The organism is Luteibacter pinisoli, assembly GCF_006385595.1.
Classification (GTDB): Bacteria; Pseudomonadota; Gammaproteobacteria; order Xanthomonadales; family Rhodanobacteraceae; genus Luteibacter; species Luteibacter pinisoli.
Window position 1 is genome coordinate 3,770,364 of record NZ_CP041046.1, and the last position, 26,457, is coordinate 3,796,820.

The 26,457-nt window shown below is 66.7% G+C and carries 23 protein-coding genes; 11 read left to right on the top strand and 12 right to left on the bottom strand.

Annotated elements, in window-relative coordinates; genetic code table 11:
* The first annotated feature begins 118 nt into the window (after positions 1 to 118).
* The 4 genes from FIV34_RS17215 to FIV34_RS17230 all read left to right on the top strand — a co-directional run bounded on the left by FIV34_RS17215 (position 119) and on the right by FIV34_RS17230 (position 4,799).
* Positions 119 to 1,168, top strand: a complete 1,050-nt coding sequence (locus FIV34_RS17215; RefSeq protein ID WP_139984750.1) for a LacI family DNA-binding transcriptional regulator — start codon at positions 119 to 121, stop codon at positions 1,166 to 1,168.
* Positions 1,169 to 1,209: 41 nt separating this feature from the next.
* Entirely contained in the window at positions 1,210 to 2,514 is a 1,305-nt protein-coding gene (fucP, locus tag FIV34_RS17220; RefSeq protein WP_425462926.1) for an L-fucose:H+ symporter permease, read from the top strand.
* Positions 2,515 to 2,595: 81 nt separating this feature from the next.
* Positions 2,596 to 3,585, top strand: a complete 990-nt coding sequence (locus FIV34_RS17225) for a carbohydrate kinase family protein (RefSeq protein ID WP_139984752.1) — start codon at positions 2,596 to 2,598, stop codon at positions 3,583 to 3,585.
* Entirely contained in the window at positions 3,582 to 4,799 is a 1,218-nt protein-coding gene (locus FIV34_RS17230) for an AGE family epimerase/isomerase (protein WP_139984753.1), read from the top strand. Before FIV34_RS17225 ends, FIV34_RS17230 begins: the two co-directional genes overlap by 4 nt.
* Here FIV34_RS17230 and ku read toward each other — a convergent pair.
* The 5 genes from ku to FIV34_RS17255 form a co-directional block, all read right to left on the bottom strand.
* Positions 4,796 to 5,728 carry a non-homologous end joining protein Ku gene (ku, locus tag FIV34_RS17235; protein WP_139984754.1) on the bottom strand — a complete coding sequence of 311 codons (933 nt, stop codon included), beginning with the start codon at positions 5,726 to 5,728 and terminating at the stop codon, positions 4,796 to 4,798. The two genes, FIV34_RS17230 and ku, sit on opposite strands and share 4 nt — an antisense overlap.
* A gap of 68 nt (positions 5,729 to 5,796) precedes the next feature.
* The gene (locus tag FIV34_RS17240) at positions 5,797 to 7,698 is read right to left on the bottom strand and encodes a CocE/NonD family hydrolase (protein ID WP_139986052.1); all 1,902 of its coding nucleotides are present in this window, start codon (positions 7,696 to 7,698) and stop codon (positions 5,797 to 5,799) included.
* A 151-nt stretch (positions 7,699 to 7,849) separates the two neighbouring features.
* Complete coding sequence (locus tag FIV34_RS17245; protein ID WP_139984755.1) at positions 7,850 to 8,095, bottom strand: hypothetical protein; 246 nt, start codon at positions 8,093 to 8,095, stop codon at positions 7,850 to 7,852.
* Between the two features lie 514 nt (positions 8,096 to 8,609).
* Positions 8,610 to 9,485 (bottom strand): EamA family transporter, encoded by an 876-nt coding sequence (locus FIV34_RS17250; RefSeq protein WP_139984756.1) that lies wholly within the window; start codon positions 9,483 to 9,485, stop codon positions 8,610 to 8,612.
* A 48-nt stretch (positions 9,486 to 9,533) separates the two neighbouring features.
* On the bottom strand, positions 9,534 to 10,409 hold the full coding sequence (locus FIV34_RS17255) for an aldo/keto reductase family oxidoreductase (protein WP_139984757.1): 876 nt from the start codon (positions 10,407 to 10,409) through the stop codon (positions 9,534 to 9,536).
* Between the two features lie 97 nt (positions 10,410 to 10,506).
* Between FIV34_RS17255 and FIV34_RS17260 the strand changes: the two genes are divergently transcribed.
* Positions 10,507 to 11,409: a LysR substrate-binding domain-containing protein gene (locus tag FIV34_RS17260; protein ID WP_139984758.1), complete on the top strand. Its 903-nt coding sequence runs from the start codon at positions 10,507 to 10,509 to the stop codon at positions 11,407 to 11,409.
* Positions 11,410 to 11,412: 3 nt separating this feature from the next.
* Here FIV34_RS17260 and FIV34_RS17265 read toward each other — a convergent pair whose 3' ends face one another.
* The 4 genes from FIV34_RS17265 to FIV34_RS17280 form a co-directional block, all read right to left on the bottom strand.
* Entirely contained in the window at positions 11,413 to 12,744 is a 1,332-nt protein-coding gene (locus FIV34_RS17265; protein ID WP_211352653.1) for an epoxide hydrolase family protein, read from the bottom strand.
* Positions 12,745 to 13,031: 287 nt separating this feature from the next.
* The gene (locus tag FIV34_RS17270) at positions 13,032 to 13,538 is read right to left on the bottom strand and encodes a hypothetical protein (RefSeq protein WP_139984759.1); all 507 of its coding nucleotides are present in this window, start codon (positions 13,536 to 13,538) and stop codon (positions 13,032 to 13,034) included.
* A 70-nt stretch (positions 13,539 to 13,608) separates the two neighbouring features.
* Positions 13,609 to 14,229 (bottom strand): single-stranded DNA-binding protein, encoded by a 621-nt coding sequence (gene ssb, locus FIV34_RS17275; protein ID WP_139984760.1) that lies wholly within the window; start codon positions 14,227 to 14,229, stop codon positions 13,609 to 13,611.
* A 147-nt stretch (positions 14,230 to 14,376) separates the two neighbouring features.
* Positions 14,377 to 15,564, bottom strand: coding sequence for an MFS transporter (locus FIV34_RS17280; RefSeq protein WP_139984761.1), 1,188 nt, complete (start codon positions 15,562 to 15,564; stop codon positions 14,377 to 14,379).
* 131 nt (positions 15,565 to 15,695) lie between these two features.
* On the opposite strand from FIV34_RS17280, the gene FIV34_RS17285 reads away from it, so the two are divergent.
* On the top strand, positions 15,696 to 16,694 hold the full coding sequence (locus FIV34_RS17285; RefSeq protein ID WP_139984762.1) for a polyprenyl synthetase family protein: 999 nt from the start codon (positions 15,696 to 15,698) through the stop codon (positions 16,692 to 16,694).
* A 21-nt stretch (positions 16,695 to 16,715) separates the two neighbouring features.
* On the opposite strand, the gene FIV34_RS17290 is transcribed toward FIV34_RS17285, so the two are convergent.
* The 3 genes from FIV34_RS17290 to ubiH form a co-directional block, all read right to left on the bottom strand.
* Positions 16,716 to 17,501 (bottom strand): dienelactone hydrolase family protein, encoded by a 786-nt coding sequence (locus FIV34_RS17290; protein ID WP_139984763.1) that lies wholly within the window; start codon positions 17,499 to 17,501, stop codon positions 16,716 to 16,718.
* A 53-nt stretch (positions 17,502 to 17,554) separates the two neighbouring features.
* Positions 17,555 to 18,691, bottom strand: coding sequence for a UbiH/UbiF/VisC/COQ6 family ubiquinone biosynthesis hydroxylase (locus tag FIV34_RS17295; RefSeq protein WP_139986057.1), 1,137 nt, complete (start codon positions 18,689 to 18,691; stop codon positions 17,555 to 17,557).
* 71 nt (positions 18,692 to 18,762) lie between these two features.
* Entirely contained in the window at positions 18,763 to 19,971 is a 1,209-nt protein-coding gene (ubiH, locus tag FIV34_RS17300; protein ID WP_139984764.1) for a 2-octaprenyl-6-methoxyphenyl hydroxylase, read from the bottom strand.
* Positions 19,972 to 20,041: 70 nt separating this feature from the next.
* Here ubiH and FIV34_RS17305 point away from each other — a divergent pair, with 70 nt between their 5' ends.
* The 5 genes from FIV34_RS17305 (at position 20,042) to rsmA (ending at position 26,419) form a co-directional block, all read left to right on the top strand.
* Positions 20,042 to 20,602, top strand: coding sequence for a cob(I)yrinic acid a,c-diamide adenosyltransferase (locus FIV34_RS17305; protein ID WP_139984765.1), 561 nt, complete (start codon positions 20,042 to 20,044; stop codon positions 20,600 to 20,602).
* 147 nt (positions 20,603 to 20,749) lie between these two features.
* The gene (locus FIV34_RS17310) at positions 20,750 to 23,239 is read left to right on the top strand and encodes an LPS-assembly protein LptD (RefSeq protein ID WP_139984766.1); all 2,490 of its coding nucleotides are present in this window, start codon (positions 20,750 to 20,752) and stop codon (positions 23,237 to 23,239) included.
* A gap of 30 nt (positions 23,240 to 23,269) precedes the next feature.
* Positions 23,270 to 24,643 (top strand): peptidylprolyl isomerase, encoded by a 1,374-nt coding sequence (locus tag FIV34_RS17315; protein WP_139984767.1) that lies wholly within the window; start codon positions 23,270 to 23,272, stop codon positions 24,641 to 24,643.
* Between the two features lie 4 nt (positions 24,644 to 24,647).
* Complete coding sequence (pdxA, locus tag FIV34_RS17320; RefSeq protein WP_139984768.1) at positions 24,648 to 25,643, top strand: 4-hydroxythreonine-4-phosphate dehydrogenase PdxA; 996 nt, start codon at positions 24,648 to 24,650, stop codon at positions 25,641 to 25,643.
* The gene (gene rsmA / locus FIV34_RS17325; RefSeq protein ID WP_139984769.1) at positions 25,640 to 26,419 is read left to right on the top strand and encodes a 16S rRNA (adenine(1518)-N(6)/adenine(1519)-N(6))-dimethyltransferase RsmA; all 780 of its coding nucleotides are present in this window, start codon (positions 25,640 to 25,642) and stop codon (positions 26,417 to 26,419) included. Before pdxA ends, rsmA begins: the two co-directional genes overlap by 4 nt.
* Positions 26,420 to 26,457: the final 38 nt, after the last annotated feature.

A 26,457-nucleotide genomic window follows, 5' to 3' on the forward strand; every position in this document is an offset into this window, starting at 1 on the left:
CGTGACAAACGCGCTGAACGTAGCAAAGATAACGCACCTACGCATGTTGCAGTGCGTGATGCATCCCATGGCTTACCGCGCGATGATCGCGCGGTTTAGATCGTTTGAAGGAGTTACGATGGCGAGGACAACCCCGCAGCGCCGCAAGGTGACGTTGGCCGATATCGCCCAGGGTTGCGATGTCTCACGGGCCACCGTCTCACTGGTGCTGCGCGGCAGCCCCCTGGTCAACTCGGGTACCCGAGCCCGGGTGGAAGCCGAGCTGAAGCGCCAGGGCTACGTCTATAACCGGGCAGCGGCCAACCTGCGCCGGCGCACGTCCTCGAGCATCGGCCTGGTCATCAATGACCTGGGCAACCCCTTCTTCGCCGAATTCGCCGCCGGGGCGGACGAAACCCTGGCCAGCGCCGGGTACGTCACCCTGCTGGGCAACACCGGTGAATCGCCGGAACGCCAGCAGGCGGTGCTCAATTCCATGATCGAGCATGGCCCGGCTGGCATCATCCTCTCCCCTGCCGAAGGCAGCGATGGCGAGCGGGTGCTCACCGCCGTGGGCATGCACACCCCGCTCCTCGTCTTCAACCGCGAACTCCCGGACGACGACGGCTCGCATCGCTGGGACACCCTGGAGATGGATAACGAGCACGGCGCCCGCCTCGCCACCCAGCACCTGATCGGGCTGGGCCACCAGCGCATCGCCTTCTTCGGCGGCCACCGCGAGTCCAGCTCGGTGGAACAGCGCCGCCGTGGCTACGCCAGCGCCATGAAGGAAGCCGGCCTGCCGGTGGACCCCGCCTGGCTGATCGAGAGCGCGCCCACGCGCCTCGAAGCCGCCCGCCAGACCGGCGCGCTGTTCGCGCGGGACCCGGCGCCGACGGCGGCGGTTTGCTACAACGACGCCGTGGCACTTGGGCTTATGCTTGGTTTGACCAAGCGAGGCCGCCGCCCGGGCGAGGATTTCGCCCTGACCGGCTTCGATGACGTCGCCGAAGCCTCGGTGTGCGTCCCGCCCCTCACCACCGTCGCGGTGGATCCGCGCGGCCTGGGCCGGCGCAGTGCCGAACTCATCCTTGAACGACTTCGCAATCCCGAGACGGACACAGCCTATACGATCGCGCCAGTCCGGCTGGTCGTACGCGAAAGCAGCTGCGCACCGTCATCCCCCTGAATCCACCAATGGAGCGCCCCATGGCCACCGGTTCCACGCCATTGCCCAATTCGTCGTCCAACCCGGCGACCTCGGGCGACACCCGTTACACCTTCTTCCCCCTTGCCCTGGGCGTGATGTCCACGATCTTCTTCATGTGGGGGTTCATCACCTGCCTGAATGACATCCTGATCCCCCACCTGAAGGCCGTGTTCGAGCTGAACTACGCGCAGGCGCTGCTCATCCAGTTCACGTTCTTCGGCGCGTACTTCATCATGTCGCTGCCCGCCGGCAAGCTCGTGGCGGCCCTCGGTTACAAGAAGGGCATCGTCGCCGGCCTGATCATCACCGGCATCGGCGCGGCGCTGTTCTGGCCGGCCGCCAGCATGCGCGTGTATGAGTTCTTCCTCGGCGCGCTGTTCATCCTGGCCACGGGCATCACCGTGCTGCAGGTGGCTGCCAACCCGTACGTCGCCCTGCTCGGCCCGGAAAAGACGGCCTCCAGCCGCCTCACCCTGGCCCAGGCCCTGAACTCGTTTGGCACCTTCCTGGCCCCGTTCTTCGGCGGCATCCTGATCCTCTCCAACGAAGTGAAGTCCAGCGCCGACGTCGCCAAGCTCTCGGCGGCCGAACAGGTGACCTATCGCGCGCATGAAGCCGGTTCCGTGCAGGGCCCGTACATCGGCCTGGCCGTGGTGCTGGTGCTGCTGGCCATCGGCGTGTACCTGTTCAACCTGCCGAAGCTGGAAGAGACCACCGAGAAGGCCGACAGCGACCATCATTCGCTGATGGACGCGCTGAAGACCCCGCACGTGTTCTTCGGCGTGCTGGGCATCTTCTTCTACGTCGGCGGCGAAGTGTCCATCGGCAGCTTCATGATCAACTACCTGCAGCTGCCCGAGATCGGCAACATGACCGGCCCGGTCGCTGCGAACCACGTGGCGTTCTACTGGGGTGGCGCGATGGTCGGCCGCTTCATCGGCTCGGCCCTGCTCGCCAAGTTCTCGCCGCGCAAGCTGCTGGCCGTGTTCGCCGCCATCAACGTGCTGCTGGTGATCACCACCATGGTCACCACCGGCTTCGTCGCGACGTACAGCATCGTGGCCATCGGCCTGTTCAACTCGATCATGTTCCCGACGATCTTCTCGCTGGGCATCGAGCGCATGGGTCCGCTGACCGGCAAGGCCTCGTCCCTGCTGATCATGGCCATCGTGGGTGGTGCGTTGCTGCCGTGGATCCAGGGCGTGGTCGCTGACGCGATTGGCCTGCAGCACGCGTTCTTCATCCCGCTGATCTGCTACGTGTACATCGTGTTCTACGGTATTTCTGGTTCCAAGGTTCGCGGCACGCCTGTCGCCGCCCGGTAAGAACCTTTCATGGCGACGGCCGGCACCTCGCCGGCCGTCGTGTTTTTCACCGCACATCCGCACCAAGGACAGGCCGTAAGCATGTCTTCCATCCTCTGCTTCGGCGAGGCGCTGATCGATTTCCACGCACAGCCCCAGGGCGGCGCCGGTCAGCCTCCCGCCTTCGTACCCTTTGCCGGCGGCGCGCCGGCTAACGTCGCGGTTGCCGCGGCGCTGCTGGGAGCTCCCGCCCGTTTCGCCGGCATGCTTGCCCGCGACATGTTTGGCGATTTCCTGCTCAAGAGCCTCACCGACCTTGGCGTCGGCACCGAGGACGTGGCCCGCACCGACGACGCCCGCACCGCGCTGGCGTTCGTGGCGCACGACGACAAGGGCGATCGCAGCTTCAGCTTCTACCGCCCCCCGGCGGCGGATCTGCTGTTCCGTCCTGAGCATTTCCGTAAGGAAGCGTTCGACGACGTCGCGATCTTCCACGTCTGTTCCAATTCCCTGACCGAGGGCGATATCGCCGCCACCACGGTGGAAGGCATGCGCCGCGCCCGCGCGGCCGGTGCCCTGGTCAGCTTCGACATGAACCTGCGCCCGGCCCTGTGGCCCAAGGGTGCGGAACAGGACGCCCAGCTGCCGCGCCTGTGGCAGACGCTGTCCGAAGCCGACGTGATCAAGCTCAGCGCCGAAGAGTTCGCCGTGATCCACGCGGGCGCCGGCTCGGACGAGGCCGTGATGGCCCGCCTGTGGGAGGGCAAGGCCCGCCTGCTGCTGATCACCGACGGCCCGGCGCCGATGCGCTGGTTTACCCGTGGCGCCTCCGGCGTCATCCCGGGCTATAGCGTGGATGCAGTGGACACCACCGCCGCCGGCGACGCGTTCGTGGGCGGCATGCTCGCCCGCCTGGCCGCCGAAGGCACCACGCACGCCGACCTCGATGCCCTGGTGGCCGACGACGCGCGCCTGACCCGCCTGATCCGTTTCGCGGCCGCGTGCGGCGCCATTACGGCCACCCGCAAAGGCTCGTTCACCGCCATCCCCAACCAGGCTGAAGTCAAGGCCTTCATGGAGAAGCACGCATGACGAACGTCCCCCTCCCCGATTTCCACAACGTGGACGTGCTGCGCGACCACGTCGCCACCACGATGAAGTTCTACGCCCCCAACGAAGTGGACACCGCTGGCGGCTTCTTCCAGTACTACAAGGACGATGGCTCGGTCTACGACCGCAGCCACCGCCACCTGGTGTCGAGCACGCGCTTCGTCTTCAACCACGCCATGGCGTTCCTGGAATTCGGCAAGGCCGAAGACAAGGCGCTCACCATGCACGGCCTGAAGTACCTGCGCGAGGTGCACCTGAACCCGGAGACGGGCGGTTACGCGTGGACCATCGCCGATGGCAAGCGCGACGACCAGATGAACCACTGCTACGGCCTGGCCTTCATGCTGCTGGCCTACTCGTGCGGCGTGAAGGTGGGCTTCGACGAAGCCCGCGCCTGGCAGGGCGAGATCTGGGACCTGCTCGAGAAGCGCTACTGGGAACCGTCGGCCGGCCTGTACCGCGACGAGGCGGACAAGGACTGGAACTTCACCGGTTACCGCGGCCAGAACGCCAACATGCACATGACCGAGGCCATGATCGCCGCGTGGGAAGCCACGAAGGACGACCGTTACCTCGATCGCGCGCTGCTGCTGGCCGAGAACATGACCCAGCGCCAGGCGGGCCTGACCCCGCAGAAGCTGGTGTGGGAGCACTACCACCAGGACTGGTCGATTGACTGGGAATACAACCTGGACAATCCCAAGCACCTGTTCCGCCCGTGGGGCTTCCAGCCCGGCCACCAGACCGAATGGGCCAAGCTGCTCATGATGCTGGAGCGCTACACCAAGGGCACGGCGCGCCATAAGGCGTGGCTCGTCCCCACCGGCGCGCACCTGTTCGACGTGGCGCTGGAAAAGGCCTGGGACAACGAGTACGGCGGCATTGCGTATGGCTTCTCACCGGAAGGCGACGTCTGCGATGACGACAAGTACTTCTGGGTGCAGGCCGAATCGCTGGCTGCCGCGCAGCTGCTGTTCGAAACCACCGGCGACGCGAAGTACGACCAGTGGTACGAGAAGATCTGGGCGTACAGCTGGGAGCACTTCGTCGACCACACGTACGGTGCGTGGTACCGCATCCTGACGCGGGCCAACAAGAAGTACGACGACGAAAAGAGCCCGGCGGGCAAGACCGATTACCACACCATGGGCGCGTGCTACGAAGTGATGGCCTCGCTGCGCCGCATGCAGGGCTAAGCGCGCTTCCTGGTGGTTTTCTTGACGGCGGCCTTCTTGGCCGCCGTTTTCTTTGCGGGGGATTTTTTCGTGGTGGCTTTTTTCGCCGCCGCCTTCTTCGCCGGCGCGGCCTTTGCCGCGGGAGTGCGCTTCTTCGCGCCGATGCTCTTCTTCAGCAGCTCCATGAAATCCACCACGTTGGTGGTGGCGTGCTCGGGCACGTGCTCATCGTCGTCATCCACGGCGGTGGTCACGCCCTTGGTCTTCAGGCGCTTCTCGATCGCCTTGCGCAGCTTGTCGCGGAAATCGTCGCGGTAGGCCTCGGGCTTCCAGTCGCCCGCCATCGACTTGACCAGGTCCGTGGCCATCTCGATTTCCTTTGGTGTAATCCGGTAATCCGCCACGGCCTTGCCCGGCAGGCCGTATTCCTCGGCATCCACCAGCTCGGCCTGGTAGCGCAGGATATTCAGCAGCAGCGCATCGCCGGATGGAATCACCGCGGCGAGGTATTCACGCGTGCGGATCACCACGCGGGCGATGCCTACCTTGCCGGTCTTCTTCAGGGTTTCGCGCAGCAGCACGTAGCCCTTCTCGGCCTTCTTGGCGGGCGCCAGCACGTAGGGCTTCTCAAAATAGGCAGGAGCAATCTCGGCGGCATCGACGAAGCTGTCGATCTCCACCGTTTCGTGCACCTCGCTGGCGGCGCTGCGGATGTCTTCCTCTTCGAGGACGACGTAGTTGCCCTTCTGGTACTCGAAGGCCTTGACGATGTCCTTCCAGGGCACTTCCTCGCCGGTTTCCGCATTCACCCGCTCATAGCGCACCGGCGTGTTGTTGCGCTGGTCGAGCATGCGGAAGTGGATGTCGGTGCGCCGCTCGCCCGTCATCAGGCGGATGGGCACGTTGAGCAGGCCGAACGTCAGCGTACCGGTCCAGATCGGGCGGGCCATGGGGGTGATCCTCAGCCAGAGGGAAGCTGAGGATCACCCCGCGCATGTGCACGAAATGTAGGAACCGTTTATTTATCCAGGACCGGCAATTCGATGGCGCTGGCCTGGCCCGGCGTATGCCAGACCTGCTGGGTGGCCTTCACGTAGTCCGACGGCTTGGCGAAGAAGATGTTCGGCACGTAGGTCTGCGGGTTGCGGTCGTACAGCGGGAACCAGGACGACTGCACCTGTACCATCACCCGGTGGCCCGGCAGGAAGGTGTGGTTCACCGTCGGCAGCCCGAATTTGTATTCAAGCGGGGTGTTCGGGGTGAGTGCCTTCGGCTCGCTGAAGCTCTCGCGGTAGCGGCCGCGGAAGATATCCATCGATACCGACAGCTCATAGCCACCCATGGTTGGGTCGGAGGCGTTGGTGTCTGGGTAGACATCGATCAGCTTCACCACCCAGTCGCTGTCCGTGCCGCTGGTGGAGGCGTAGAGGTTCACCTGCGGGGCGCCGGCCACGCGCAGCGGGGCCTTCAGCGGCTCGGTCACGTAGGTGAGCACGTCCGGGCGGCCGTCGACGAAGCGCTGGTCGTGAACCAGCCACGTCGTCCACGACTGGCGGTCGGCGAAATGCACCGGGCGCGGCACGTAGGGCACGGGCTTGGCCGGGTCCGACACGTACTCGTCGAACTTCGCCGCGTCCGCGGCCGGGGCGGTGAACGAGAGGCCGCCGTTGGCTTCCAGGTACAGCGGCTTCGTGCCCTTGGCCTGCGGCCAGGACTTGAAGCGATCCCAGTGGTTTTCGCCCGTGTTGTAGATGAATACCGGCGGCGTGTTCGCCTTGGGTGCGCCGTCCACCAGGTACTGGTTGAAGAACGGCAGCAGCACGTCGCGGCGGAACTGCAGTGCCGTGTCGCCATCCCAGTTCAGCGCGCCCAGCGAGGCCGCGCCGTAGTTCACCTGGCTATGCCGCCACGGGCCCATCACCAGGAAGTTCTTGTCGTTGCCCTTGTCCTTGGCCTCCACCGCCTCGTAGCTGTGGATGGCGCCCCACATGTCTTCCTGGTCCCACAGGCCCTGCAGCCACATGGTGGGCACCTTGAGCGGCTGTTTGGCCATGACCTTGTCCAGCGCCTGGTTGGACCAGTACGCGTCGTAGGCCGGGTGCTCGCTCACCTTGCGCCAGTACGGCAGGGATTCGATGCCGTTGGCCCGGGCGTAATCACCGGCGGAGCCGGCGCGCAGGAAGTTGTCGTAATCGTCGTACCCGCCACGGGTGATCTCACTGCCCTTGCCGGCCTTGGTGGTCTGCCCGGTGAAGTAATCGAAGTTGGTCTGGCGGAAGGCGCCGTAATGGAACCAGTCGTCGCCCATCCAGCCGTCCACCATCGGGCTCTCCGGCGCGGCCACCTTCAGGGCCGGATGCGGATTGACCAGGGCCATCACCACGGTGAAGCCCTCGTAGGACGAACCGAGCATGCCGACCTTGCCGTTCGATTCCGGGGTGTTCTTCACCAGCCAGTCGATCGTGTCGTAGGCATCGGTGGAGTGGTCCACCTTGGTGTCGTTGAGCGGGCCGATCAGCGGGCGGGTCATCACGTAGTCGCCCTTGGAACCGTACTTGCCGCGCACGTCCTGGAACACGCGGATGTAGCCGGCGTCCACGAACACCTCGTCGCCCTGCGGGAGGAGGTCGCGCATGGTGTGCGCGTCGGCGCGGGCCGCGCGGCCGTCGGCGTTGTAGGGCGTGCGGGTGAGCAGGATCGGGGCGTGCTTCGCACCCTTGGGAATCACGATGACGGTGTGCAGCGTGACGCCGTCGCGCATCGGGATCTCGACCACGCGCTTGATGAAGTCGTTCGCCTGGGTGGGCGCTTCGTACGTCGCGGGGATGTCCGGGGTCATCGGCGCCGTCTGCGCGGCGGCGAGGCCAGCGGCAACAGCGAGGGAAAGAGCAAGCAGCGAATACGGCAGCGAGCGACGCATCATGGTGCGGTTCCTTGGGCAGTGGGACGGCGTAACCGCCCTAGCCTGCCCGATCCGGCCAGTGTGCACCATGGCCTCCAAAAAAAAACGCCGCCCATGGGGCGGCGTTTTTCATCGGCCAGGCGCGCAAGGCGCCCGGCCTCCGCGGCAATTACTGGCCAGCAGCGGTCGAAGCGGCAGCCGGAGCAGCCGTCGAAGCAGCAGCCGGGGTTGCGTCGGTCGCCGGAGCGGCGGTCGAAGCAGCGGCCGGAGCCTCAGCAGCCGGAGCAGCGGCCGGAGCGGTCGAAGCGGCAGCCGGGGTCGTGTCGGCCGGAGCAGCGTTGTCTTCGCTCTTGTTGCAGCCCGAGAGGGCGGCGACGGCGATGAGGGCGAGAGCGGCGATCGGGGCAAACTTCATGGTGTGGCTCCTCAAAATGTTTTTATGAAGCAAATACGGAAGTGGGATACCCCACCCTGAAACAGCGGAACCCTCCACGGCTACCACCGCATTTGCAGGCTTATCGATCTAACACCCTGGACGTACCTATCCGAAGATAACCGCGTCCAGGGTTCAACGACAATGGTGAAGCGAGTCTGTCAGGCGATGCCGCGCAGACGCGTTCCCGTGCATTTTCAGAATAAACGGGCCTTCACGCACGGGGGCCCGCCAGAAACTTGTCATGGTCAAGTTGGCATTATGACATAGCGTATACGCCTCGTGTCCATGCGAAACGGCCCCGCATGGGCGGCACCCTGCGCCTATATGCCTAAAAGCGAGTCATTTACTGCACGCCCGAGCCCCCGGCATAAGGCAGGAAAAGCTGCGATCGCCGCAGGAAACGTCGGCAACGGCGGCTGAACTCCTATGAATCATGTCACATCACATGACACGTGCAGGTTGACAAACTTTTGCCCGTGGAAGGCCCTGGGGCCTAGCCAGCGAGCTCAACCGCCTCCGGCCGCGCCCGGCGTGCCGTCACCGTGCTGCCGATCGAGGCCAGGACGATGAAGCCGATCGCCAGCCACTGGTGTCCCGTCAGGTGCTCGCCCAGGAGCAGCATGGCCAGCAGCGAGGCCACGGCGGGCTCCAGGCTCACCATGATGCCGAACGTCTGGCTGGGCAGGCGCTTGAGCGCCATCATCTCCAGCGACATCGGGATGGCGCTGGAGACAATCGCGATGCCGACGCCGGCCAGCAGGATCATCGGATCAAGCAGGCGGGCACCGGCGTGGTACACGCCGAAGGGCACGACGACCAGGCTGGCCGCGACCAGGCCCAACGACACCGAATGCCCCGCGTGCAGGTGCCCGGCCTGTTTGCCGAACAGGATGTACAGCGCCCAGCACACGGCAGCGCCCAGGGCGAACATCACGCCGGTCGGGTCCAGGGTGCTCTGCTGGCCCAGCGGCAGCAGCATGGCCAGGCCCGCGATGGCGCTCGCCAGCCACACGAAATCCATGGGCCGCCGCGACGAGAGCATGGCCACCGCCAGCGGGCCGCTGAACTCGATGGCCACCGCCAGCCCGAACGGGATGGTGCGCAAGGCCATGTAGAACAGCAGGTTCATCACCCCGAGGGTGAGGCCGTAGCGAATGACGAAGCCGGCATCGCGGCGGCTGAGCGGCCAGCGCCACGGGCGCCAGAACAGCAGGAGCACGAGGGCGGAGAAGCCGACGCGCAGGGCCGACGTCCCTTCCGCACCCACGATCGGGAAGAGTTTCTTGGCGAACGAGGTGCCGATGCACAGCGACGTGACCGACCCGAGCACGGCGAGCGCGGGCAGCCAGGGGGATTTCTGCGATTCCATGCGCCGCACTGTAGCCGACCCACCCACCGGGTGGGTCGTTGCGTGGCGTCAGGCGGCTTTCTTGCCGATGAGGTCGAGTTCGTCGAGGACTTCGTGCGGCAGCTCGATGTCGGCGACCGACAGGTTCTGGCGCAGGTGCTGCAGCGACGAGGTGCCGGGGATCAGCAGGATGTTCGGCGAGCGGTGCAGCAACCACGCCAGTGCCACCTGCATCGGCGTTTCGTCGAGATGCTTGGCCACGGCCGCCAGCCGGTCCGACTGCAACGGCGTGAAGCCACCCAGCGGGAAGAACGGCACGTAGGCGATGCCCATGCCATTCAGCGCATCGATGAATGCATCGTCGGTGCGGTGCACCAGGTTGTAGTGGTTCTGCACGCCCACCACCGGCGCGATGCGCTGCGCTTCCTGCACCTGAGCCAGCGTGGCGTTGCTCAGGCCGAGATGGCGGATGAGGCCCTGCTGCTGGAGCTCGGCCAGCGCGGTGAACTGCGCTTCGATCGAGCCCTCCTTCGGCGCATGGATATCGCCCATCAGCCGCAGGTTCACCACGTCGATGACGTCGACGCCGAGGTTGCGCAGGTTATCGTGCACCCCCCTGGTCAACTCAGCGGGTTTCTGCGCCGGCAGCCAGCCGCCTTCGTCATCACGGAACGCGCCCACCTTGGTCACAATGGTCAGCGAGTCCGGGTAGGGGCTGAGCGCCTCGCGGATGATCTGGTTGGTGACGTGAGGCCCGTAGAAGTCGCTGGTGTCGATGTGGTTGACGCCGGACTCGATGGCCTCGCGCAGCACCGCGATCGCGGTGGCCCGGTCCTTCGGGGGCCCGAACACGCCGGGACCGGCGAGCTGCATGGCGCCATAGCCCAGCCGGTTGACCTCGCGGTCGCCCAGCACCCAGGTACCTGCCTTCGAGATAGTGGTCATCGGTGTCGCTCCCATGGGGGTATGGGGACACTATAGGGCGTCGGCGTTTGCGCGATAATCCGTTCAAACCGGCACGGGCCGTACGGCATTCTGCACAATGACCGACTTCCAGGACCTCTCCGCCTTTCTTGCCGTCGTGCGCGCCGGCGGCTTCCGCGAGGCCGCCCGCACCGGTGACCAGTCCGCTTCCAGCCTGAGCGAGGCAGTGCGCCGGCTTGAAACCTCCCTGGGCGTGCGCCTGCTCAACCGCACCACCCGCTCCGTTGCCCCTACGGAAGTCGGCGCCCGCCTCGCGGAGCGCCTCGCCCCGGCCTTCGGTGAAGTGGAAGCGGCCCTCGACGTGGTGAACCATTTCCGCGACCGCCCCGCCGGCACGCTGCGCATCAACGTACCGGCCAACGTCGCCCGCACCGTCCTCGCGCCGATCATCTTTCCCTTCCTCGAACGCTATCCGGACATCCGCCTGGAAGTGGTCGTGGAAGACAGCTTCGTCGACCTGCTGGCCGCGGGCTGCGACGCGGGCATCCGTTACGACGAGCGGCTGGAGCAGGACATGATCGCGTTGCCGATCGGCCCACGCACGCAGCGACTGATCACGGCGGCCTCGCCGGCGTACCTGCGCGAGCACGGCACGCCGATGCATCCGCGCGACCTGCTGAGCCACCGCTGCATGCGTGGCCAGTTCGCCGCGGGCTTTATCCCGCTGTGGGAATTCGAGCGTCAGGGCGAGATCGTGCGCGTGGATCCGCAGGGCCCGCTGCTGGTTCGCCAGGGCGCGGCGTTTGAGCTGGCCGCCGAAGGCGCCGTGGCCGGGCTCGGCATCATCCATCTGTTCGACGACTGGCTGCGGCCGCATCTCGACAGCGGCGCGCTGGTGACCGTGCTGGATGACTGGGTGCAGGAGTTCAGTGGCCCATTTCTCTACTACCCGGGCCGGGAACACCTGCCATCGCCGCTACGCGCGTTCGTGGGTTTCGTGCGCGAACGCGCGGCGACGTGATGCTCACTTCTTGCGCAACGGCCGGAACGATTCCCGCAGCTCGGTGACGAACGCGTCGGGCTGCTCCCACGCGGCGAAGTGGCCACCCTTGGCGAGGCGGTTGTAGTGGATCAGTTTCGGATAGGCCGCCTTGGCCCAGCTCTCCGGTGCCTGGTAGATCTCATCGGGGAAGGCGCTGACGGCGACCGGGATCTGGATCTTCTTCGGCTCGAAGAACGGCAGCTTGCTTTCCCAGTACAGGCGCGCTGACGACACGGCCGTGTTGGTGAACCAGTAGAAGCTGACGTTATCGAGGATGTCGTCCTTCGACAGGCCTTCACTCTCGCCATCGAAGACGCGGCGGATGAGGCGATAGCTGCGGATGTCGTGGTCGATCATCCACGCGGCGAGGCCCACCGGTGAATCAGCCAGCGCGTACAGGGTCTGCGGGCGGCCGGTCATTTCCTGGGCATAGCCCAGGCCGTGCTTGTAGAAGTCGTCGAGCTGCTCGTAGGCCTTCTTCTCGTCTGCAGAGAGGCTCGCCGGCGGCGGTGCGCCCGCGGAGAGCAGCTTGGCGATGTCGTCCGGCACCGTGGCGGCCATGTTCGTGCTGATGCCCAGCAACTCCGGCGGCGCCTGCACGGCCATCTGCTCGGAGACGGCATTGCCCCAGTCGCCGCCCTGCGCCACGAAATGCTTGTAACCAAGGCGCTTCATCAGAATCGTCCAGGCCCGCGCGATGTGCTGCGGATCCCAGCCGAGCGCCGTGGGCTTGCCCGACAGGCCATAGCCCGGCAGCGAGGGAATCACCACGTCGAACGCATCCGATGCCTTGCCGCCGTGCGCGGTGGGATTCACCAGCGGGTCGATCACCTTCAGCTGCTCGACGATGGAGCCTGGCCAGCCGTGGGTAATGATGAGCGGCAGGGCGTTCTTGTTCTTCGACTTCACGTGGATGAACTGGATATCCACGCCATCGATGGTGGTGACGAACATGGGAATCGCGTCGAGCCGCTTCTCGAACTTCCGCCAGTCGTAGCTCGAGCCCCAGTACTCGGCGAGCTTCTTCATCGTCGCCAGCTGCACGCCCTGCGTGTCGTCAGCCACCACTTCCTTGTCCGGCCACTTCGTCGCTTTGACACGGCGAATCAGGTCGGCGAGGTCGTCGTCGGAAACGTGCAGGCCGGGAAACGGGCGGATGGTTGCGTCGTCTGTGATGTCCAGCCACATGCCGGAGCCCTCTGGGCTGGCCGCAGGGGCCGCGGCAGGCGCGGCGGCCCGAGAGAGTGACGGGGCAACGACAAACGCGACGGCCAGCGCGGCTGCGGAAAGCAGCGACCAACGCAACGAGGACATAGCTCCGCGCATCATAGGGAAACCCTCATCCGTCGGCGCTGCCCTACCGGCGATGCAACGTGGTTAGGGGAATCTTTCCCTGATTTGTAGCCCCTGCGCGTCCATGCGTGGGCGGCAGTGATCCACGAGTCTAGGCGCGCTGGGGACGGGTGACACTAGGCCGTAAGGCTGACGCGGTGGCGCACGAAACCGCAATCAATCGGTTATTTGTAAATATCGGCGGGCTGGCCTGTCTCGACCGTTGGCCGCAACCAGGATCTCGCCAAGGGTTACCTAGAACCTCGTTTTCATGGTCCGCCACCCTTGGCTGCCTTCATCTTGCTCTCAAGCATCCAGACTGCGTCCTGCAAGGGGTGGATGGATCCGGAGATCTTGAAACGTCTCGTTGCTGTCCGGACAACCAGATAGCGGCTGCGCCGACCAAACACCTCCACCGCTGCGGAGAGGATGTCCTTGTAGTCGATGCGGGATGCGTTGAACGCACCGTAGGTAAGGTGATCGTCCCAGAACGTGAGGGCATACTTGTCGGCCCACACACCACCCATGGCGAACGCACCCGCGAAGACACTGCTTTCCAAAGCGTCCCTGATCGCATGCGACGAATGCGACGGTGTGAGCAGCGCAAGCCAGACGATCATGGCGATGCCCGCGATCCATGCGAAGACCCTGATACCCCTGCCGATCCGGAACTCAGCATGTTTGCCGTCAGGCGTACCTGTCTTCCCCGGGAAAAAATACTGGGAGAGGAGACAGGCAACGAGCATCAACAGCGGGACCATCGCTCTGAGCATCATCAAACTCCATAGTGAAAGCCCCGCATAGGCGGGGCTTTCTGGCGATACATCAGCGTCGGGCGATCATCGATCAGAACGGAATATCGTCGTCGTCAAAGCCTTCGTTGACGGGCGGAGCCGAGCGCTGCGGGGCGTTGCCGCCGCCGCGCTGCTGGCCGTAGTCGTCGCCGCCGCGGTTGCCACCGCCGTAGCCACCACCACCCTGGCCGCCGCGCTGCTGGCCACCGCCACCACCGCCGCCCCAGTTGCCGCCGCCGGCACCGCCGCCCTGGCCACCACGGGCCTGGGGCGCACGACCGCCACCACCACCGCCGCCGAAGCCGCCACCGCCACCACCGCCGCCTTCACCGCCACCCTGGCCGCCGAGCATCTGCATCTCGTTGGCGATGATGTCCGTGGAGTAGCGCTCGACGCCGTCCTTGTCGGTGTACTTGTCCGTGCGCAGCGAACCCTCGATGTAGACCTGGCGGCCCTTCTTCAGGTATTCGCCGGCGATCTCGGCGAGCTTGCCGAACAGCTTCACGCGGTGCCACTCAGTGCGTTCCTGCTTCTCGCCGCTCTGCTTGTCGGTCCAGGCCTCGGACGTAGCCAGGCGCAGGCTGGTGATCGCCGTGCCGCTGCCGGTGTACCGGGTTTCCGGATCGGCGCCCAGGTTGCCGACGATGATGACCTTGTTGATACCGCGTGCCATGAATTTCCCTCGTTTACGTTATGCGCCCTTCGCACCTGGCAGCCGGGTGGCTACCGGAAGAGCGGACCAGATAGTTTGGGTGATGGTGCGGCCTTGGGCAACGCCCGGCAAGTAGGCCAGCACCGCGTCGCAATGTCAGAGACTGTCTCAGGCCCGGGCGATCCCGTAGGGGCGGCGGGCATTCCACAGCACCAGGGGCAGCCAGGCCAGCGTGAGCGTCGCGGCGCAGCCGAACACCCCATGCAGGCCCAGTTCGCCAAGGGCCAGGCCACCCACGGCCCCGCCCACGAAAGCGCCGAAGAACTGGCTGGTGGAATAGGCACCCATGGCCGCCCCGCGCAGGTGAGGCGGGGCGATCCGCGAGACCTGGCTGGGCAGCGCGGCCTCCAGCAGGTTGAAGGCGGAGAAAAACACCGCCGCCGCCAGGCCCAGCAGCCACTCGTGGGTAGTCGCCAGCGCCATGCCACCCATGGCCAGGCCCAGGGCCACCACGCAGCCGACGATCAGGCGGGCACTGCGGGCGGTATCGCGCATCCTGGGCATGAAGGCGCCCATCACCAGGGCGGCGATCACCATCACCGGCAGGTACAGGGTCCAGTGCCGGGCCACCGGCACCTCAAAGCTGTCGGTAAGCAGGATGGGCAGGCCGACGAAGATGGCGGTGAGCAGGGCATGCAGGAAGAACACGGAGCCATTGAGCACCAGCATGCTGCGGTCGCCGAGCATGGCCAGGATGTCGCGCAGCGAACCGGTGGCCGGGCGCTCCGCCCGTGCCGGCGTCGGCACCAGCCACCACAGCAGCCCCATGGCACCGAGCGCCAGAAGCGAGGTCAGGCCAAACAGGCCACCGAGGCCGGCCACGGCTTCCAGCGGCGGCCCCAGGATGAGCGCCAGCAGGAAGGAAAGGCCGATGGACACGCCGATGATGCCCATCACCTTGCTGCGGTTGGCATCGGCGGTGAGGTCGGCGGCCAGTGCGGTGCCGGCACCCGCCACGGCGCCCATGCCCTGCAGCGCACGGCCCACCACGATGCCCATCAGCGTGTGCGAGGTGGCCGCCACGGCACCGCCCAACGCAAAAACCACAAGGCCCAGCGTGATCGCGGGCTTGCGGCCGATGCGATCCGAGAGCATGCCCAGCGGCACCTGCAGCAGCATCTGGCCGATGCCGTACACCCCCAGGGCGAGGCCCACCCGGAACGGCGTGGCGTCGGGCATGGCCCGGGCATAGACGGAAAACACCGGCAGAATCAGGAACAAGCCGAACAGGCGCAGGCTGATCACCAGGGCCAGGGTCAGGGCGCTGCGTCGTTCCAGGGGGCTGAGCTGGCTCACCGGGGGTTCGATCCGAAGGCGGCACCGGGGCCGGTGCCGGACGTGATTATACGGACCGCGCCACCGTGACGATTCATAAGCATGAACGCATCCCTATAATGTGTGCTGATTTGCCGCCATCTGACGGGCCCATGCCATCCATTGCTGAAAGCACGACCCCCATTGATTTCGCCGGCGTCCGCGCCCTGGCCACCGACGACATGCGTGAGGTCGATGCGCTGATCCGGCACCGGCTGTCGTCGGACGTCGTCCTGATCAACCAGATCGCGGAACACATCATCGCCGGCGGCGGCAAGCGCCTGCGCCCGATGCTGCACGTGCTGGCCGCCCGCGCCGCGGGCTACCAGGGGGTGGAACACGCCAAGCTGGCGGCCATCATCGAGTTCATCCACACCTCGACCCTGCTGCACGACGACGTCGTCGACGAATCCGACATGCGGCGTGGCCGCAAGACGGCGAACGCCCTGTGGGGCAACGCCGCCAGCGTGCTGGTCGGCGACTTCCTGTATTCCCGTTCGTTCCAGCTGATGGTGGAACTGGACGACATGCGGATCATGCGGATCCTGGCCAACACCACCAACACCATCGCCGAAGGCGAAGTGCTGCAGCTGCTGAACATCGGCAATGCGGACGTGGACGAGGCAGCCTACCTGGCCGTGATCGAACGCAAGACGGCGGTGCTGTTCGCCGCCGCCACCGAACTGGGTGGCGTGCTCGGCGGCCTGCCGGATGACCAGGTAGCCGCGCTGCGCCACTACGGCATGCAGCTGGGTTACGCGTTCCAGATCGCGGACGACCTGCTCGATTACGTCTCGGACGCCGACACCCTGGGCAAGAACATCGGCGACGACCTCGCCGAAGGCAAGCCCACCCTGCCGCTCATCTACGCCATGCAGACGGCCGATGCGGACCAGCTGAAGTCGCTGCGCCACGCCATCGAGCACGGCGGCCTGGATTCGCTGGACCGGATCATCGCGGCGATCCGCGATTCCGGCGCGCTGGAACGGGTGCACGAGAAGGCGGTGTCGCACGCCGTCGCGGCGCGCGAGGCGCTGGCCTCGCTGCCGCCGTCGGCCCATCGCGATGCCCTCGCGACGCTGGCTGACTACTCCGTCGAGCGCCGGTTCTGACCACCGGCGCCGACGACGCGCTTACTTCTTGAAGGCCTCGGCGAGCCAGGCCTTCATCGCCGCGTAGGCACGGGTAGCCACTTTGGCGTCATAGCGGCAATTGCCGGTGGCGTCCGTGGCTTCCTTTTCGGTGAAGCAATGCACGGCATTGCCGTAGTCCACCGAGGCCCAGTCCACCTTCGCCGCACGCATTTCAGCTTCAAACGCCGCGCGCTGCTCCGGCGGCACGTTGGCATCGTCCGCGCCGTTGAGCGCCAGCACGTGCGCATGCAGGTTCGAGCCGAGCTTCGAGTCGTCGGAGAGCAGGCCGTGGAAGGTGACCACCGCCGCCACGTCCGCACCGGTGCGGGCCAGGTCGAGCACGGCCGAGCCACCGAAGCAGAAGCCGATGGCGGCGAGGCGGGCCGGGTCGATCGGCGCGTTCTTCTCCTGGGCCTTCAGTTCGTCGAAGGCACGGCTGACGCGCGTGCGCATCATCTTGCGATCGCCGTACAGCGGCTTCACGGCCACGCCCGCCTCGTCGGCGTTCTTCGGGCGGATATCGCCGCCGTACATGTCGGTCAGCAGGATCACGTAATCCTTGCCGGCAATGTCCTTGGCCTTGGCAACGGCCATGTCATTGATGCCGAACCAGTTCGGGACCATGACCAGGCCCGGACGCTTTGCCTTCACCGCATCGTCGTAGACGAGGAAGCTCTTGTAGGTGACGCCGTTTTCCGTCCACTGGACCGGCTTGGCGACCATGGCGGCGTGGGCGCTGCCCGCGCCCATGATGAGGAGTGACAAGGCAAGCAAGCTGCGGCGCATCGGCGTTCTCCCTGGGTTAGTGGCCAGAGGATAGCCGCTGTAGGAGCGCGCTCCTACAGACCGGCGGCGTGGCGGGCGAGCTTGCGCTTGAGGGGGCTCCATTGATCGAGGATGCGCACGCCGAGGCCGCGGGCGGCCACCAGGGGCGCGGCCTGCCAGTTGTAGATGCGCGACAGCGCGTCGAACGAACGCGCGTCGAGTTCGTCCGCACTGCGCCGGCGCCGGGCATAGCGGCGCAGCACATGGGTCGCGGCGAAGTCGCGTCCCTCCGCACGGGCATCGACCAGCGTATCGCGCAGTTCGGCCACGTCACGCAGGCCGAGGTTCACGCCCTGCCCCGCCAGTGGATGCACGGCGTGGGCCGCGTCACCCAGCAGGACAAGGCGCCCCACTTCGTAGCGATCGGCCAGCTTCAGTCGCAAAGGGAACGCCGCGCGCGAAGTCACGCTTTCGATCGGGCCGAGACGGAAATCGCTGGCAATACCCAGTGCCTCGCGGAAACCCTCGTCATCCAGCGCCAGCACCCGCTTCGCCTCTTCATCGGGCAGGGACCAGACGATGGAGCTGCGGCCGTCAGCCAGCGGCAGGAACGCCAGCGGGCCGCCGGGCAGGAAGCGCTGCCACGCCGTACGCTCGTGCGGGCGCGCCGTGCCGACGTGGGCGACAATGCCGCGCTGCGCATAGTCGCGCCCGTGCGTGCCGATGCCGACCATCGCCCGCAGCGGCGATTCAGCGCCATCAGCGGCCACCACGAGCCTGGCGGAGAGCACGTCCCCGTTGCCCAGTTCGAGCTGCGCGCGGTCTTCGCGCATGCTGTAGCCGGTGACTTCCGCGGGCACCACGCGTCGCACGCCGGCGTCATCCAGCGCATGCCAGAGCACGGACTGCACGAGGTTGTTCTCGACGATGTAGCCGAGCACGTCACGGCCTTCATCCGCCGCATCAAAATGCAGCGTGGCGCCGTTTTCGGCATCCCACACCACCATGCGTTCGTACGCAGAGGCGCGCGCGTCGCGAATGCGGCCCCAGGCACCGAGCTGGTCGAGCAACTGGATGGAGGACGGCGCCAGGCCCACGACGCGCAGATCCACTTCATGCGCGACGGCCCACGCCGCCGGTTCGCGCGCATCCACCAGGGCCACGCTGAAGCCCGCCCGCGCCAGCGCCAGCGCGGCGGCCGCGCCGACCATGCCGCCGCCGACGACGGCTACATCCAGCAAGGCACCACGGCGACGCGGCGATTCCGTGTTCCAGGCATCGCTCACGGCGTCTTCTCCCGCACGGCGAACGGCGCATTGGCGCGGAAACCCATGCCGCGCCGGGACAACGCATGGCGCAGCGGCGGCACGCGATCCAGCGCCAGCATGGCCAGCGAACGCAGCGGGCCGAGGAAGGGTTGATCGAGGCAGGCCAGGCGGACGAGGCCATGGCTCATCGCCATGGTGCCATCGCGATCCGGCGTCCGCCGGCGGACGTACTCCGCCAGCAGGGCCGGCGCGCCCGGGTCGCCACCGGCGGCCACCAGCTCGGCCAGCGTCAGCGCGTCGCGCAGGCCCAGGTTGAAGCCTTGCGCACCGATGGGATGCACCGTCTGCGCGGCATTGCCGACCAGCACGGCGCGGGGGCCGGCCAGGACCTCGGCGGCCACGCGCCGAATGGGGTACGGCACGCGCTTGCCCGGCCGCGACAGCCGGCCGAGGCGCCAGCCAAACCGTTCCTGGGCGAACGCGGCAAACGCGTCATCGTCCATGGCCGCCACCTCGTCGGCCCGTTCGGCCGCCACGGTCAGCACGACACCGACCCGGCGTTCGGCCAGCGGCAGCACCGCGACCGGGCCGTCGTCGGTGAAGCGCTCGAACGCGCGCCCGGCAGGGTCGCGTTCCGGCGTCATCGTGCTGACGAACAGTGCCTGGGCGTAATCGTGTTCGCGCGTGCCGATGCCCAGCTGCGAGCGAATGCCGGAGAGGGTGCCATCGGCGCCGACCAGCAACGGGGTGGCCACCTGCTGCGTACCCTCCGGTCCGGTGATCGTGGCCAGCCAGCCGGTTTCCGTCGCTTCGATCCCCTCCACGCGCGCCGGCGCCAGGCGGGTGAGGTGGCGGCAGGCGTCGAGGCGGCGCAGCAGGGCTTCGCCCAGTTCGCGGGCGGGCAGGGTCCAGCCCAGCGCATCCACGCCTTCGGCGGCGGCATCCATGCGCACGCTGCCGAAGTCGCCGGCACGGCTCGTATGAATGTGCGTGATGGGCGTGGCGCGCTGGCGGGCCAGGTCCCACACGCCGATCGCATCCAGCCCGTTCACGGTGGCCCGTGCCAGGGCCAGGTTGCGTTCGTCGTAGCTGGGCTGGTCGCCCACGCGCGGCGCGGCGGCCTCCACGAGGGTGGCCGGAATGCCGGCGGTGTCCAGCGCGATGGCGAGGCTGGCGCCGACCAGGCCGCCGCCGACGATGAGGATGGGGGATGCAGGGCTCATCCGCGAATGATAACGCCGCAAGGTGCACGCGCCGTGGGTGCGGCGGGCCGCCGCACGCTAGAATCGGCCCATGGGTAACCGACTCTCGAAGATTTACACGCGCACCGGTGACGACGGCAGTACCGGCCTCGGCGATGGCAGCCGCACCGGCAAGGACTCCTTGCGGGTGGCGGCCTACGGCACCGTGGACGAGCTCAACAGCACGCTGGGCATGGTCATCGCCTGCGACGGCGTGAGCGATGCCATCCGCGAGGTGCTCGTCCAGGTGCAGCACGAGCTGTTCGACCTGGGCGGTGAGCTCTGCATCCCCGGCATGGCCATGGTCCAGGGCAAGGACATCGACCATCTGGAAACCGTGCTCGACGCCTTCAACGCCGACCTCCCCGCCCTGAAGGATTTCATCCTGCCCGGCGGTGGCATGGCGGCATCCACCTGCCACCTCGCCCGCACCGTCTGCCGCCGCGCCGAACGCGAGGTCGTGGCGCTGGGCCGGGAGGAAGCGGTGCGCCCGGAAGCACAGCGTTACCTGAACCGCCTTTCAGACTTGCTCTTCGTGCTCGCCCGCGTGCTGGCCCGCCACAGCGGCCACGGCGAGGTGCTCTGGCAGCACGAGCGGCGCCCGCGCGGCTAAGCCGGCGGTGTAAGCTCAAGGGCACCGGCCCGGCGATCACCGCCGCGCCCTCGCCAGGGGTTCGAGCTCATGCGTGGAGTGCCATCGTGCGATGCGGGCGGCGATTCTGCTAAGTTGGCCGCCTTTCGAACGGACAAGACCCCGCCTGTGACGCCACGCATCAGCATCCTGCCTAAACGCCGCCTGCTGGCCACCGCCGTCGCCCTCGTGGTCACCGGCGCCGCCATGCAAGCCCAGGCCCAGTCCACGCCTAACGCAGGTGCGACGCCCGCGGCCCCGGTGGAAACCTGCAAGCTCGGCTCGTTCATGTGCGCCCCGCGCCCGGTGAGCTACCTGCAGTGCAGCCCCAATGCCAACCTGGACTTCTACGACCCGACGGTCACGAAGGACACCACGCTGCGCAATACGGCCACCACCGACACCGTGTCGAACATCAACGGCACCGAGGGCGTGAAGGTCGAGACGCCCGAGCCCAACCTGTATCACATGACCGGCGGCGTGCGCCTGCAGCGCGCGGACCAGGTGCTCCAGGCCGAAGACGTCACCTATAACGCCGACTCCACCGCGTATGACGCGAAGGGCAACGTGCGTTACCAGGAAGCGGGCATGCTGTTGCGTGCGGACCGCATGACCGGCACGACCACGCCCAACCAGGGCGACGCGGACAACGTCACGTACCAGCTGCTGCAGTCGCGCGGCAACGGCGTGGCCGACCACGCGAAGGTCACCGACCCGATGCATGGCCGCATGCGCATGGCCACGTATTCCACGTGCGACGTGGGCAAGCACCAGTGGGAATTCCGCGCCAAGACGGTGGACCTGAACAAGGACACGGGCGTGGGCGTGGCCCGGAGCGGCACGATGCGCTTCAAGGGCGTGCCCTTCATGTACCTGCCCTACTTCACGTTCCCGCTGGATGACCGGCGCAAGAGCGGCTTCCTGTATCCGACCTTCGGCTCGTCCAGCCATTCGGGTACGTACCTGACGCTTCCGTACTACCTGAACCTCGCACCGAATTACGATGCGACGATCACGCCCAGCTATTACACCGAGCGCGGCGCCATGCTCGGCGTCGAGTTCCGCTACCTCACGCCGCGGTCGAACGGCGTGTTCGACGTCAACTACATGGCGAAGGACAAGGGGACCGATACGGACTTCGCCTACGGCGACCGTGGCAATTCCGACCAGCGCTATCTCGTCAAGATCACCAACTCGACGGCGCTGGGTGATGGTTTCATGTTGGGTGCGAGCATCAATCGCGCCTCGGATAACGAGTATTTCCGCGACTTCGGCAACGACCTCTACACCTCGGCCGTCGGCATCCTGTCCTCAAGCGTCTACATCGCGAAAGGCGGCAAGTACTGGAATGCGGCGCTCGGCGTCGACGACTACCAGAACGTGGATCCGGGCCTGCCCAACTACGTCGAGCCGTACAAGCGCTGGCCGCGCGGTACGTTCACCTCCGAAATACCTGTCAACTCGTGGCTGGACGTCGGCGTCGATTCGGAAGCCGTGGCCTTCCGCAAAACCGACCGGGTACCCAACGGAACCCAGCTCGACGGCAACCGCCTTGATCTCGCTCCTTACGTGGCGGGCGACTTTGGCGGCCCATTCTGGTTCGCCCGCCCCCGGCTGGAATATCGCTACACGGGCTACCAGCTCCAGAACGGCGACTACAAATCGACGTTTCCCGACCGCACCCCGACGCGCTCGGTACCCATCGCCAGCTTTGACACGGGCCTGATTTTCGACCGCTCGACCCACCTGTTCGGCTCGGACTACACGCAGACCCTCGAGCCGCGCATCTACTACCTGTACGTGCCGTACCGTAACCAGGACAAGCTGCCGCTGTTCGACACCAACGAGATGTCGTTCGACTTCTGGCAGCTGTTCACGACGAACCGCTTTGCCGGCGCCGACCGCCAGATGGATGCCAACAACGTCACGGCGGCCCTCACCACGCGCTTCCTCGACGACAACGGCGTGGAGCGCGTCTCGGCCAGCGTGGGCCAGATCCGCTATCTCAGCGACCAGAAGGTGCAGATCACCCCGGGCACGCTGCCGACGGACTACAACGGTTCCGACTACGTGGCCCAGTTCGCCATCCAGCTTAACGACAAGTGGCGCGTGAACAGCTCGTACCAGTGGAATCCCAACGACAAGCAGCGCGTCTATCCCAATCCGGATACGGGCCTGGGCGGCCTGCAGGGCCACGATACCGACCTGGCCACCGTCCAGTTCCAGCGCCGCATCAAGGGCGACGGCGTCTTCAACTTCTCGTACCGGTACCGCCGGAACGTGATGGAACAATTCGACACCTCCGTGGTCTACCCCGTGTCGGAACGCTGGCGCGCCCTGGCGCGGTGGGTCTTTGCCCGCCGTGACATCGTGCCGGTGACCGCCGACGGTCTCAGGTTCACCACGTTTGCGTTCTCGCACCGGACCCTGGAAGCGACCGCGGGTGTCGAATACGACAGCTGCTGCGTGGCTTTCCGCATCCTTGGCCGCCACTACGTCCAGGATTACACCCGCCGGACGAACAACGCGATCATGTTTGAGCTTGAATTCAAGGGACTAGGCTCACTGAACCCTCAGTCGGGCGAGTACCTGCGGCGTGCTATCCTTGGCTATCAATAAGTGGGGCAGGCGCCCCGGGCTCCCTATTCGATGAAGCAGATCCTCGCTTATTCCGTGCTCGCCGCTGCCCTCGTGGCGGCCGTGCCTACCGCCCACGCCCAGCTCATGCCCCAGGCCCAGCCGGCCCAGGCCGGTGGCGCCGCCGTGGGCAATGGCTCGCTCGACCGCATCGTGGCGGTCGTGGATGACGACATCATCCTGCAGAGCGAGCTGAACGAGGCGATCAACGCCATCGTCAAGCAGTACGCCAACAACCCGGGCCAGCTGCCCCCGCAGGACGTCCTGGCCCGCCAGGTGCTGGATCGCCTCATCCTGATGAAAATCCAGGTGGCGAAGGCCAACGACCAGAACATCCACGTGACCGACCAGGACGTGGATGCCGCGGTGGCCAACGTGGCCCAGCAGAACAAGATGTCGCCGGAACAGCTGCGCGCCGCGGTCGAGCAGGACGGCATGCCGTTCGCCTCCTTCCGCCAGCAGCTCTCCGACCAGCTCCTGACCCAGAAGCTGCATGAGAGCGTCGTGCGCGACCAGGTGACGGTCACCGACGCCGAAGTGAACAACCTGCTCGCCAGCCCGACCTACAAGGCCGGCGAAGTGCACCTGGCCCATATCCAGGTCAGCACGCCTGCCGAAGGCGGCGCCGGCGATATCGCCCAGGCGCAGGCCAAGGCGGACGAAGCGATCAAGGCCATCAAGGGCGGCATGGACTTCAACGCCGCGGCCATCCGCTACTCCGACGCACCCGACGCGCTCGAGGGCGGTGACCTGGGCTGGCGCCGTCTCGACGAAGTGCCGCCGGCGTTCGCCGACGCGGTGTCGTCGCTCAAGGCCGGCGAAACCACGGCGGCCCTGCGTGGCCCCACCGGTTTCCACATCCTCAAGCTGGTGGAAACCCGCCAGCCGGGCCGCCAGGTCGTCACCGAGTACCACGCCCGCCAGATCCTGATTAAGCCCTCCGAAATCGTGACCCCGGAGCAGGCCGAGAAGAAGGCGCAGGACATCTACACCCGCGTGGCCGACAAGCACGAAGACTTCGCCAAGATCGCGAAGGACGACTCGAAGGACACCACCACGGCCAACGCCGGCGGTGACATGGGCTGGTTCCAGAAGGACGCGTGGGGCCAGGCCATTGCCGGCCAGCTCGACGGCCTGAAGGAAAACGAGGTGTCCAAGCCGTTCCAGACCGACGCCGGCTGGATCGTCCTGCAGCTGATCGGTACCCGCCAGAGCGACGTCACCGACGAATCGCAGCGTAACCAGGCCCGCCAGGCCATCGGTAACCGCAAGGCGGACGAAGCCTACGAGAACTTCCTACGCGAGCAGCGTTCGCAGGCCTTCGTCGACATCCGCGTGCCGGAACTCAAGGATCCGGACGACAAGCAGGCTTCGGCCGCGAAGTAACGGCATGAACGAGACCACCCTGCCACGGCTCGCCGTCACCGCCGGTGAGCCTGCCGGGGTCGGTCCCGAACTCCTCGCCCGCCTGGCGGCCAGTGACCTGGCCGCCGACCTCGTCGCCATCACCGATCGCGACCTGCTGGCCGAGGCCGCCGCCCGCTGTGGCCTCGCGCTGCACCTCGCCGATGACGACGGCAGCCGCCGCACGCACCGCCCCGCCGGACACCTCCGGGTGCGCCACGTGCCGCTGGGCGCGCCGGTGCGCTTCGGCCGTCCCGACCCCGCCAATGCCCGCCACGTGCTCGACATGCTCGGCATCGCCGCGGACGGCTGCCTCGACGGCAGATTCGATGCGGTCGTCACCGGCCCGGTGCAGAAGGCGAGCATCAACGATGCCGGCATCTCCTTCAGCGGCCACACCGAGTTTTTCGCCGAACGCGCGGGTGCCGAGGTGGTGATGATGCTGGCCAGCCCGGAGCTGCGGGTGACCCTGGCCACCACGCACCTGCCGCTGTCGGCCGTGCCGGCCGCGATCACGCCGGCCCTGCTCGAACGCACCCTGCGCATCGTCCACGACGCCCTGCGCCAGCACTTCGGCCTGGCCTCCCCGCGCATCGCCGTGCTCGGCCTGAACCCGCATGCGGGGGAAGACGGCCACATGGGCCGCGAAGAGATCGACACCATCATTCCGCTGCTGGAGCGCCTGCGCGCCGGCGGCATGGACCTCAGCGGCCCGCTGCCCGCCGACACCGCCTTCGTGCCCGCCATGCGCCCGCGCTATGACGCGGTGCTGGCGATGTACCACGACCAGGCGCTGCCCGTGCTCAAGAGCGAGGCGTTCGACCGCACGGTCAACGTCACCCTGGGCCTCCCCTTCATCCGCACGTCCGTCGACCACGGCACCGCCCTGGACCTCGCCGGTACCGGCCAGGCCAACCCGGCCAGCCTGTTCGCCGCGACGCGCCTTGCCATTGAGCTTGCCCGCCAGCGGGCCACCGTATGAACGCACGCCCCAAGAAAAGCTTCGGCCAGCACTTCCTCCACGAGAAGCGGTACATCGAGCGCATCGTCTCGTCCATCGCCCCGAAGGATGGCGACACCGTCGTCGAGATCGGCCCGGGCGAAGGCGCGATGACCTTGCCCCTGCTCGCGGTGGCGAAGAAGCTCACCGCCATCGAGCTGGATACCGACCTCATCCCCGGCCTGCAGGAACGCGCGGCGCCCATCGGCGAACTGCGCATCGTGCATTCGGACGTGCTGAAGGTGGATTTCACGGCCCTGGCCAGGGAACTGGGCGCGGAGCGCCTGCGCATCGCCGGCAACCTGCCCTACTACATTTCCAGCCCCATCCTTTTCCACTGCGTGGAGCACGCCCCGGCCATCCAGGACATGCACTTCATGCTGCAGAAGGAAGTGGTGGACCGCATGGCGGCCGAGCCGGGCAGCAAGGTGTACGGCCGGCTCAGCGTCATGCTCCAGCTGGTGTGCAAGGTGACCCCGCTGTTCACGGTGCCGCCGGGGGCATTCCGCCCGCCGCCGAAGGTGGATTCCGCCGTGGTGCGCATGGTGCCGCTTCCGGCCGAGCAGCTGCCGAAGGCCGATCCGGCGAAAATCCACGCCGTCGTGAAGGCCGCGTTCGCCATGCGGCGTAAGACATTGGCGAATACGCTGAAGGGCCTTGTCGACGAAGCCACCATCCGTGAACTCGGCATCGACCCGCGGGCCCGCGCTGAGACGCTCGCGCCCGGGGATTTCGTCAAGCTCGCAAACGCGACCTGAACAGGATACGGGCATACTTGCCCACCCCCTCCGTGTCC